Source organism: Neisseria sp. HMSC067H09, from assembly GCF_001814135.1.
In the GTDB taxonomy this organism is placed as follows: Bacteria; Pseudomonadota; Gammaproteobacteria; order Burkholderiales; family Neisseriaceae; genus Neisseria.
The window spans coordinates 1-10682 of sequence record NZ_KV814944.1 but is presented as its reverse complement, the minus strand read 5'-3'; the positions used below and the strand labels follow the sequence as shown (position 1 = coordinate 10682).

Here is a 10682-nt window from a genome sequence, read left to right as displayed (position 1 = left end):
TTGTCCTGATTTAAATTTAATCCACTATAAAATTGCTGCGGTGGACAGTGCTTCTTTAGATGAGATAGTTGAAGTCATCTTTTCTCAGAGTAGGCAGTATGTGTGGGCAAACCGGTACTGTGTTGCTTTACCTGAAATCAAGGCGGGTGATTTTTATAATGTTTGAAAGCATAAAGTCAATGGATTTAGTTCTATCCGTACTGTCTGCGGTTTCATTGTTTTGTCTTGATGTAAATTAACTTGCCAAAATGAAAAGGTCGTCTGAAAAGTTTCAGACGACCTTTTGTTTAAGCTGTCATCAGCTTAGTTTGCCGTGGCATTGTTTGTATTTCAGGCCGCTGCCGCAAGGGCAGGGGTCGTTGCGGTGGACGACTTGGCCTTGGGCGGCAAGTGCTTCGGGGCTGAAATCCGTTCCGTCGGGATCGAACGCTTCGGTAACCAAATTGGTTTGGGATTGTCCGAGCAGCTCTTCCATGTCGGGCGCTTCGGAGTGGATGGTTTGGATGCCGACGGGTGCGGGTTCGGCAATTTCTTCTACATCGGTGTTGCGCTCGATTTGGACGGAGGCTAAGAGGGAAGCGGTTTGATGCTTGATACCGCGCCACAGGTTTTCAAACATGGCGAAGGCTTCGCGTTTGTATTCCTGTTTCGGATTTTTCTGGGCATAGCTGCGCAGGTGGATGCCTTGACGCAGGTAGTCCATGGCGGCAAGATGTTCGCGCCATTGCAGGTCGATGACTTGCAGCATGACGTTGCGTTCGAAATCCGCCATCGGTTTTTTGCCGACCAGCTCGACTTTGGCTGCGTATTCTTCTTCCATGCGTTTAATCAGACGCTCTTTGATGTCCTGATTGTCCAATGTGGTGTCTGCTTTGAGCCATGCTTGGATGTCTTCGTGCAGGCGGAACTCGGCGGCAAGCTGGCTTTCGAGCCCAGGGATGTCCCATTGCTCTTCCATGCTGTCGGGCGGTATGTACAAATCGACCAAATCGCTGATGACTTCTTCGCGGATACCTTTAGTCAGGTCGCTGACGTCTTTGCTGTTGAGGATTTCGTTGCGTTGGTGGTAGATGACTTTACGTTGGTCGTTGGCAACATCGTCGTATTCCAATACTTGTTTGCGCATGTCGAAGTTGCGGCCTTCGACTTTGCGTTGCGCGCCTTCGATTTGGCGGGTCAGCATGCCGTGTTCGATGGCGACGCCGCGTTCCGGCGCAAGGCGGTTGAGGATGGCGGCGGCACGGTCGAGCGCGAAGAGGCGCAGCAGCGGGTCTTCAAATGAGAGGTAGAAGCGGCTGGAGCCGGGGTCGCCCTGACGGCCTGCGCGTCCGCGCAATTGGTTGTCGATGCGGCGGCTTTCATGGCGTTCGGTACCGATGATGTGCAGGCCGCCTGCCGCGACCACTTGGTCGTGTTCTGCCTGCCAGCCGTTTTCAAGGGCGGCGATTTGTGCGGCTTTTTCTTCGTCGCTCAGGTTTTCGTTGGACTGGATGGCTTCGATTTGGTGCTTGAGGTTGCCGCCGAGGACGATGTCGGTACCGCGCCCCGCCATGTTGGTGGCGACGGTAATGGCGCCGACTTTACCGGCTTGGGCAACGATCAGGGCTTCGCGTTCGTGTTCTTTGGCGTTGAGGACGTTGTGCGGCAGTCCGGCTTTTTGCAGAAGACGGGAAACCAGCTCGGAGTTTTCGATGCTGGTGGTACCGACGAGGACGGGCTGTCCGCGTTTGTGGCATTCTTCGATGTCTTTGACGACGGCTTCGAATTTTTCTTCGGCAGAACGGAAAATCTGGTCGTTGAAGTCTTTACGTTGTACGGGGCGGTTGGTCGGGATGATGACGGTTTCGAGGTTGTAGATGCTTTGGAACTCGAAAGCCTCGGTATCGGCGGTACCGGTCATGCCGGAAAGTTTGGTGTACAGGCGGAAGTAGTTTTGGAAGGTGATGGAGGCGAGGGTTTGGTTTTCGCGTTTGATTTCCACGCCTTCTTTGGCTTCGACGGCTTGGTGCAGACCTTCGGACCAGCGGCGGCCGGACATCAGACGACCTGTAAATTCGTCCACGATGACGATTTCGCCGTCTTGGATGACGTAGTGTTGATCTTTGTGGAACAGCGTGTGCGCGCGCAATGCTGCCATGAGGTGGTGCATCAGGGCGATGTTGGCGGCGGAGTAGAGGGAGTCGTTTTCTTGCAGCAAACCCATTTGAATCAGGATTTGCTCGGCGTGTTCGTGACCCGCTTCGCTCAAGATGACTTGGTGTGCTTTTTCATCAACCCAGTAATCGCCTTCGCCTTCTTCGGTTTCTTGGCGGATGAGGTGCGCGGGAAGGCTGTTCATGATTTGGTACAGCTGGATGTTGTCATCCGCCTGACCGGAGATAATCAGCGGGGTACGCGCTTCGTCGATCAAAATGGAGTCCACTTCGTCCACTACGGCGAAATTCAATTCGCGCTGAACTTTGTCGTATTGGTCGGTTACCATATTGTCGCGCAGGTAGTCGAAACCGAATTCGTTGTTGGTACCGTAGGTAATGTCGGAGCCGTAGGCGTTTTGACGGTCAAACGGCTGCATATCGGCGATGATGACGCCGACGGTTAAGCCGAGGAAGTTGTAGAGCGGTGCCATGATGCCCGCGTCGCGCGAGGCAAGATAGTCGTTGACGGTAACGACGTGCACGCCTTTGCCGGACAGGGCGTTGAGATAGACGGCAAGCGTAGCGACCAAGGTTTTACCTTCACCGGTACGCATTTCGGCGATTTTGCCGTCGTGCAGCACCATACCGCCGATAAGCTGTACGTCGAAGTGGCGCATACCGAGTACGCGGCGGGACGCTTCGCGGCAGACGGCGAAGGCTTCGACCAAGATGTCGTCCAGAGTCTGTCCGTCGGCAAGACGTTGTTTGAATTCGGCTGTTTTAGCCTGTAAATCCGCATCGCTCAAGGCTTTCATTTGTTCTTCGAGTGCGTTGATTTTGGCAACGGATTTACGGTATTGTTTGAGCAGCCGGTCATTGCGGCTGCCGAAGATTTTCTTAGCAATGTTTGTCAGCATGAAATAGTTCCTGCGCCTGATATAAAATAATGGCGAAACGGGGATTTTAACACAAGCCTCGCAGCAAGGCAGTCATGCCGTTTGAAATAAAGGCAGTTTTACCGGATTTCAATCTTGATAATACAACCGTACACTTTGAAAAGGTCGTCTGAAACATATGAATTTGGAACAATTGGGCAAGCGGGATGCGCGGTTGGCCGGTTTGTTGCAGCAGTCGCAACAATGGCGCAGGCTGGATGCGGCAGTCAAACGCATCCTGCCGGCAAACCTGCACCCGCACTTTCAAACCGCCTGCATCGAAGAGGGCAGGCTGGTGTTGCTGGCGGCAAACGGTATGGCGGCTTCGCGCCTGAAAATGATATTGCCCGCGCTTGTGCCGCAGCTTCAGGAATTGAACGCGGGGATTCGGGATGTGGCGGTCAAAGTCGTGCCGAAGCCGCCGGCGCAACCCAAAGTCAACAGCCTGCATTTGAGCGGGGCGGCATTGGAGAGTTTTGATGCGGCGGCGGCAAAATTGGAAGACAAGCATCCTGAATTGGCTGCCGCGCTGGCGGAGTTGGTGCGCAAACACAGCCGTTGAGTTGGGAATTATTATTTAAATTGTTAATATAAGTTAAATTTCATTCGTTCGAATGAGAGGGTCTAATACTAAAGGAATAATACCTGAATAGTAGTCATTCTTTTTTAGGTAAACTGATGTAAATTTGCTATGGAATCTTGGACTTGTTTGGGTTGTTGTAGCAGAATACGGCTTCATTATTTCTTTGGTTCCGCTTGTAGATAGTAAACCCGAATATGGGTTTATTAATATATTCGCAAGTTTTGTTTTGTAAAATTTAACAGACTCTCATCATTAGGAGATACAAATGAAAGCATATTTAGCCCTGATTTCTGCCGCCGTTATCGGTTTGGCTGCCTGCTCGCAAGAACCTGCAAAACCTGCTGAGAATGCAGCGCCTGCCGCTTCTGAAGCCGCTCCTGCGGAAACTGCTGCACCTGCCGATGCTGCTCCTGCTTCCGAAGCAGCGCCTGCCGATTCTGCCGCAGCACCTGCCGCCGGCAACTGCGCGACTACTGTCGAAGCCAACGACGCTATGCAGTTCAACACTAAAGAAATCCAAGTCAGCAAAGCTTGTAAAGAATTCACCGTTACCCTGAAACACACCGGTACCCAACCTAAAGAAAGCATGGGTCACAACATCGTCATCGGTAAAGCCGAAGACATGGACGGTATTTTCAAAGACGGTGCCGGCGCTGCTGCAACCGACTATGTGAAAGCTGACGATGCACGCGTTGTTGCCCACACCAAACTGGTCGGCGGCGGCGAAGAAGCTTCCCTGACTCTGGATCCTGCCAAACTGGCAGGCGGCGAATACAAATTTGCCTGCACCTTCCCGGGACACGGTGCTTTGATGAACGGCAAAGTGACTTTGGTCGACTAATCCGTCCAAGCTTCAAAATACAGACAGCCTGCTTTATGCAGGCTGTTTTGTTATAAAATGGTCGTCTGAAAAGTACCCATTGAGAACACAAACATGAATCCGTTTGAAACCAAAAGCGTTACCTTTGCCGAACCGATTGAAATGCTGTATGCCTGCCACGGCAAAGTGCGCCGTTTCTGCGGCCAGGTCGCCATGTTGTCGGACTATATCGCCGAAAACGGCTGCAATCAGATTGTTTTGCAAACCATCCGCCAAATCGCCCAGTATTTCAACGTTGCCGCACCGCTGCACCATGAAGACGAAGAAGAAAACTTCTTCCCGCTCCTGCTGCAATACGCGCCGCAAGCCCAAGAAAGCGTGGACGAGCTTTTGCGCCAGCATGTGAGCCTGCATGGCAACTGGGATGCCGTGGCTGCCGAATTTGCCAAACTCGAAGCAGACAACGCCTATATCCCCGATGCGGAAGCGTTCAAACGCTTTGTGGCGGGTTACGATGTGCATTTGGCGATTGAAGAGCCTTTGTTCGACATGGGCAAAACGTTTATCCCCAAAGAGAAGCTGACCGAAATCGGCGAAATCATGGCGGCGCGCCGACGCAGATAAGGCCGTTTACAGATTGCCGTTTCTTCAAACAAAGGTCGTCTGAAAACTTGAAAACAGAGTTTCAGACGACCTCAATATCCCCCGTAACACAACCACGTCGTCCGAAAAGGAAGCAAACCATGCTGACGCCAAAAAGCTGCGATTTGTTCAATATCCCGTTTTTCCAGTTTGCCCAGCTCAAAAAATACCAGCCCGAAAGCATTCCGCAAATCAAAGCCGACTACAAGGAAAACTGGCAGATATGGCAGCAGCTGATACAGCAGGTCGCCGCCGATTTGGGCGAACCTTTCGCCCCGCCGCATATCGAACGCTGGTGTAACGGCTGGCAGGTTCGCGCCCATTTCTTCGCCTACTTCAAATACGCCCAATACAAAAATTCCGCCGCGATTTTATCGATTTTATTGAACCGCCGCCGCCTGAGCGTCAGCCTAGACTGGCACTGCTACAAAGCCGACGTATCACCGATTGCGCTGCCGGAATACAACCGCTGGCTGGACAATTTCGATACCGAAAAATACGCCGCATTCGATATGTGGCACGGCGCGGAAAGCGAATATGACGACTACCGCACCGTCGCACAACAAAGCGAATCCGACCGAAGGTTGCAAAACGACGAAGACTTTTTCTGCATCGGCAAACACATTGAACGCGACGATTTGGGCAAGCAGGATGTAGCGAAATGGATAGCCGAAACGGTGGAAGATTTGCTGCCGCTTTATGAAGCCTGTCATGGCGGATAAAGACGGTTTCTGTCCGAATGTGCCGTAGGTTAAAATAGGAAAAACGCACATCGTCATTCCCGCTCCGATGAGAGGCCGAAACAGGTACTTCATTTAAATTTGCCCTGTCAAACATATCCTGCTGTTTCCGTTTTTCAGACGACCTTTAAGCACTTGGCGGTCGTCTGAAAACTTGTTATATCGAGCAACAATCTTAAATTATGAACGAAAAACTCCCTCCCGACGCGCTCATCGAAGCCGCGCTTTTGACCCAAACCGAACCCTTAAACGAAAAATCCATGCGCGAATTGTGTGTGCCGCCGCTGTCGCAGGACAAATTAATCGATGTATTGGCGCAGTTGAAAACACGTTGGCAGGGCAGGGCGTTGCAACTGGTGCATACGCACGAGGGCTGGCGGTTTCAGATTGCTCAGGCGGCATTCGAGCGGCTGGGCAGCCTTCAGGAGCAGCGTGCGCCGCGCTATTCCCGCGCCGTAATGGAAACGCTGGCGATTATTGCCTACCAGCAGCCGGTGACGCGAGGCGACATTGAGGGCATACGCGGCGTGGCGGTGTCGCAGAACGTGATGCAGACTTTGCAGGACAGGGGCTGGATTGAAGTGATCGGGCATCGTGATTCGGTCGGGCGGCCTGCATTGTGGGCGACGACGGAAACATTTTTGAGCGATTTGCAGTTGGACAGTTTGGAAGAACTGCCGCCATTGACCGAGTTGGGTGAATTGGTGTTGCCCGATTTGGTGGAAACGCCGCCGACAGGCGATGAGAAAGGGCCTGCGGAAGAGTCTGAAAATTCGGGCAGGTTGGTCAACTGAATTGGGAGGGGTCGTCTGAAAGGGTTTTCAGACGACCTTTCGTGTCTTGGGCGCTGCTTTGCCATTTGCAGGTCGGGCATGAATGCCGACCTGAGGTATTGGTTTTAATACGAGATCCGTCGTCAGCCGTCATTCCCGCGCAGGCGGGAGTCCATTTTTGAAATTCAGAAACTGTTCTTCAAATCAAGGTTTCTTACGTTTTACGATGGATTCCCGTCTGCGGGGGGAATGACGGAATTGGACGACATACTGCATTCAAAGTTAAGTATGTTTGCGATAGCCACAAAATGTAGCGTAGGTTTTCCCGCTAAAAAACTTGATTGTCCGATTCCAAATTTGCTTGGCTGATTTTGCAGGCAAAGTTCAAGCTACGGCTTGGCTGAATTGAGAAAGGTCGTCTGAAAACCCGAATCCGGTTTTTCAGACGACTTTCGTGTGTTTACGCCTTGTTTGAACATTTATTCCTTGCGTTGCAAAACGGCGGCGAAGAATCCGTCGGTTTGGTGTTTTGCCGAATCGAGGCGCAGGTACTTGCCGGTGTTCAAATCGATTTTCAAACCGGCGAGCAGCTCGGCGCAGTTGAGGAGTTCGTATTCCGGGTGTTCTTCCAAAAAGCGTTCGACCTGCATTTCGTTTTCTTCGGGCAACACGCTGCAAGTGGCGTAAACCAGCCTGCCTTGCGGTTTGACCAGTTTGGCGGCGGCATCGAGGATGCTGTGTTGCTGCTCCAAAAGTTTGGCGACGGTTTCGGGCGACTGGCGGTATTTGAGGTCGGGGTTGCGGCGCAGCGTGCCTAAGCCGGAGCAGGGGGCATCGACCAAAACGCGGTCGGCTTTGCCGGTCAGGCGGGCGATGCGGCTGTCGTGTTCGCTGCTGATGCGTTCGGGGTGGATGTTGGTCAGTCCGGCGCGGGTCATGCGGGGCTTGAGGTTAGCAAGGCGTTTTTCGGCGATGTCGAAGGCGTAGATTCTGCCTTTGTTTGCCATTTGTGCGCCGACGGCGAGGGTTTTGCCGCCTGCGCCGGCGCAGAAATCGACGATGATTTCGCCGCGTTTGGCACCGACGAGCAGGGCGAGGAGCTGGCTGCCTTCGTCTTGGACTTCAAGCGTGCCGTCTAAAAACAATTCGTGTTTGTTGAGGGCGATTTTGTTTTTCAGGCGGATGCCCCAAGGGGAATAGGGCGTGGCTTCTGCATCGGGGCTTTCGGCTTGAATCAGGGGCAGCACTTTGTCGCGTCTGCCTTTGAGCGTGTTGACGCGGATGTCGAGCGGTGCGGCTTGGTTGGTGCTGCGGCCGAAGGCGAGGATTTCTTCGTCGCTGTTATGTTTTTGCAGTTGCTCCACCAGCCATTGCGGCAATTCGGCGGCGGTATGGAGGTCGTCTGAAAATTCGGTTTTGCGCGCTTTGAGGCTGCTGAGGAACTCGGTTTCTTCTTCATCGAGCAGGTCTTTGATTTGGCTGATGTTGGTGCTTCTGCCGAGAACGAGCGCGGCAAGCGCGGCTTTGCGCGGCTGGGCATGCGGACGGCGCAGGACGGCACTGATTTTTTGATAATGGCGCAGGGCGGCGAAGGCGGTTTCGGCAATTTCGTGGCGGTCTTGCCTGCCGAGCTTTTTGTGTTCGCGGAAGTAGCCGGACAGAACGGCATCGGCAGGCTGTTTGAAGGTCAGCATTTCAGCCAGAACTTTGGCGGTATGGTCGAGTTGGATCGGGGTCATGGTGGGTTCGCAATCGGGGGAAAGGCTTGGATTATACTGGAAAGGTCGTCTGAAAACGTTGAATCGGGTTTCAGACGACCTGCTTGGACTACACAATCCGCGCCATCAGTAAATCGTGCATATTCAGCGCGCCGGTCAGCACGCCGTCGGCGTCGGTTACCAAAAGCCCGTTCACATGGTTTGCCTGCATGACTTTGAGGGCTTCGGTAGCGAGGCGTTCGGCGGGGATGGTTTTGGGTGAGGGGTGCATGATTTCATCAACGGTCAGCCCGTCAAAGCGGTCGCGCTGTTGGAACAGGCGGCGCAAATCGCCGTCGGTAAACACGCCTTTCAGACGACCTTTGTTGTCCGTTACCGCCAGCATGCCCAAGCCTTTTTCGCTCATGCTGACGATGGCTTCTTTTAAGGGCGTGCCGAGTCGGACGGCGGGCAGGGCGTCGTCTTGGTGCATGATGTCTGCAACGCGTAGAAGCAGTCGTTTGCCGAGGCTGCCGGCTGGGTGGCTCAAGGCGAAGTCGTCGGGCGTAAACGCGCGTGCGCGCAAAAGGACAACTGCCAATGCGTCGCCCAAAGCCATGACGGCGGTGGTGCTGGTGGTCGGGGCAAGTCCCAGCGGGCAGGCTTCTTTGGAAACTGACGCCGTGATGTGGATGTCGGCATGGCTCGCCATGGTCGAGTCGGGGCGGGCGGTAATGCAGATGAGGGTAATGTTTTTGCGTTTGAGCGCAGGGATGATGGCGGCGATTTCGTCGCTTTCGCCGGAATTGGAAATCGCGACGACGACGTCGTTATCTACAATCATGCCCAAATCGCCGTGTGCCGCTTCCGCAGGATGGACGAAAAACGCGGGTGTGCCGGTCGAAGCCATAGTCGCCGCAATTTTGCGCCCGATATGTCCCGACTTGCCCATGCCTGTGATGACGACCCTGCCTTTGCAGTGCAGCAGCGCGTCTGCCGCAAGGACGAAGTTTTCGTCCAATTCCGCCGCAATTTCGCGCAAGCCTTCCGCTTCGGTGTGCAACACTTCGCGCGCCCAATCGAGATATTGACCGTTTCCTGCCATAAATTTACGCCTTTTTGTGTTCGTTTTATATCGTTTTGGACATCATTAAATGCCCTAATAAACTATCCAAATTTTCCGAATAGGGGTAGCATTACCGCCTGCTTCGCAAATAACCTATATTTAAAGGAATCAGAGATGACTATTTTATCGGACGTTAAAGCATTAGGACAACAAATCTGGCTGGACAACCTTTCCCGCTCGCTCGTACAAAGCGGCGAATTGGCGCAAATGCTGAAACAAGGCGTGTGCGGCGTCACTTCCAATCCCGCCATCTTCCAAAAAGCCTTTGCCGGCGACGCGCTTTACGCCGACGAAGTCGCCGCCCTCAAACAACAAGACCTCAGCCCCAAACAACGCTACGAAACCATGGCGATTGCCGACGTACAGGCAGCCTGCGACGTTTGCCTTGCCGAACACGAATCCACCGGCGGCAAAACCGGTTTCGTCAGCCTCGAAGTTTCCCCCGAGCTTGCCAAAGACGCACAAGGCACGGTAGAAGAAGCCCGCCGCCTCCATGCCACCATCGCGCGTAAAAACGCCATGATTAAAGTCCCTACCACCGACGCAGGCATCGAAGCACTCGAAACCCTCATCGCCGACGGCATCAGCGTGAACCTGACCCTGCTGTTCTCACGCGCCCAAACCCTCAAAGCCTACGCAGCCTACGCGCGCGGCATCGCCAAACGCTTGGCAGCCGGACAAAGCGTTGCCCATATCCAAGCCGTCGCCAGCTTCTTCATCTCACGCGTGGACGGCGCGCTTGACGCCACGCTGCCCGACCACCTCAAAGGCAAAATCGCCATCGCCCTTGCCAAAGCCGCCTACCAAGACTGGGCGCAATACTTCGGCAGCCCCGAATTTGCCGCGCTGGAAGCCAAAGGCGCAAACCGCGTGCAACTCTTATGGGCATCCACAGGCGTCAAAAACCCCGCCTATCCTGACACGCTCTACGTTGACAGCCTGATCGGCGCACACACCGTCAACACCGTCCCCGATGCCACCCTCAAAGCCTTCATCGACCACGGCACAGCCAAAGCCACGCTGACCGAAGGTGTAGAAGAAGCACAAGCGCAGCTTGCCGAAACCGCCGCACTCGGCATAGACGTAGAAACCCTCGCCAACCGCTTGCAGGAAGACGGTTTGAAACAGTTTGAAGAAGCCTTCGACAAACTGCTCGCCCCGCTGGCTTGATTGTCAAACCGCAGGTAAGGCTTACGGTTGAACTGCCCCCCAAATCTTGGACACTCATAAA

General features: G+C 53.8%; 9 protein-coding genes. 6 read left to right on the top strand and 3 right to left on the bottom strand.

The window, feature by feature from the left end; genetic code table 11:
* Positions 1 to 298: 298 nt before the first annotated feature.
* Positions 299 to 3052: a preprotein translocase subunit SecA gene (secA, locus tag HMPREF2954_RS09810; RefSeq protein WP_045075151.1), complete on the bottom strand. Its 2754-nt coding sequence runs from the start codon at positions 3050 to 3052 to the stop codon at positions 299 to 301.
* 157 nt (positions 3053 to 3209) lie between these two features.
* Here secA and HMPREF2954_RS09805 point away from each other — a divergent pair, with 157 nt between their 5' ends.
* From HMPREF2954_RS09805 to scpB, 5 genes are all read left to right on the top strand, one after another.
* The gene (locus tag HMPREF2954_RS09805; RefSeq protein ID WP_036491508.1) at positions 3210 to 3632 is read left to right on the top strand and encodes a DciA family protein; all 423 of its coding nucleotides are present in this window, start codon (positions 3210 to 3212) and stop codon (positions 3630 to 3632) included.
* A gap of 286 nt (positions 3633 to 3918) precedes the next feature.
* Positions 3919 to 4494: an azurin gene (gene azu, locus HMPREF2954_RS09800; RefSeq protein ID WP_045075155.1), complete on the top strand. Its 576-nt coding sequence runs from the start codon at positions 3919 to 3921 to the stop codon at positions 4492 to 4494.
* Positions 4495 to 4587: 93 nt separating this feature from the next.
* Entirely contained in the window at positions 4588 to 5097 is a 510-nt protein-coding gene (locus HMPREF2954_RS09795; RefSeq protein WP_003741856.1) for a hemerythrin domain-containing protein, read from the top strand.
* A gap of 119 nt (positions 5098 to 5216) precedes the next feature.
* Positions 5217 to 5837 (top strand): HI_0552 family protein, encoded by a 621-nt coding sequence (locus tag HMPREF2954_RS09790; RefSeq protein WP_019271537.1) that lies wholly within the window; start codon positions 5217 to 5219, stop codon positions 5835 to 5837.
* 200 nt (positions 5838 to 6037) lie between these two features.
* Positions 6038 to 6649, top strand: coding sequence for an SMC-Scp complex subunit ScpB (gene scpB, locus HMPREF2954_RS09785; protein ID WP_019271536.1), 612 nt, complete (start codon positions 6038 to 6040; stop codon positions 6647 to 6649).
* A 458-nt stretch (positions 6650 to 7107) separates the two neighbouring features.
* Here scpB and HMPREF2954_RS09780 read toward each other — a convergent pair whose 3' ends face one another.
* Both HMPREF2954_RS09780 and HMPREF2954_RS09775 read right to left on the bottom strand, forming a co-directional pair.
* Positions 7108 to 8367 (bottom strand): RsmB/NOP family class I SAM-dependent RNA methyltransferase, encoded by a 1260-nt coding sequence (locus HMPREF2954_RS09780; RefSeq protein ID WP_045075158.1) that lies wholly within the window; start codon positions 8365 to 8367, stop codon positions 7108 to 7110.
* A gap of 88 nt (positions 8368 to 8455) precedes the next feature.
* Complete coding sequence (locus HMPREF2954_RS09775) at positions 8456 to 9430, bottom strand: KpsF/GutQ family sugar-phosphate isomerase (protein ID WP_045075161.1); 975 nt, start codon at positions 9428 to 9430, stop codon at positions 8456 to 8458.
* Between the two features lie 135 nt (positions 9431 to 9565).
* On the opposite strand from HMPREF2954_RS09775, the gene tal reads away from it, so the two are divergent.
* Positions 9566 to 10621: a transaldolase gene (gene tal / locus HMPREF2954_RS09770; protein WP_045075164.1), complete on the top strand. Its 1056-nt coding sequence runs from the start codon at positions 9566 to 9568 to the stop codon at positions 10619 to 10621.
* Positions 10622 to 10682: the final 61 nt, after the last annotated feature.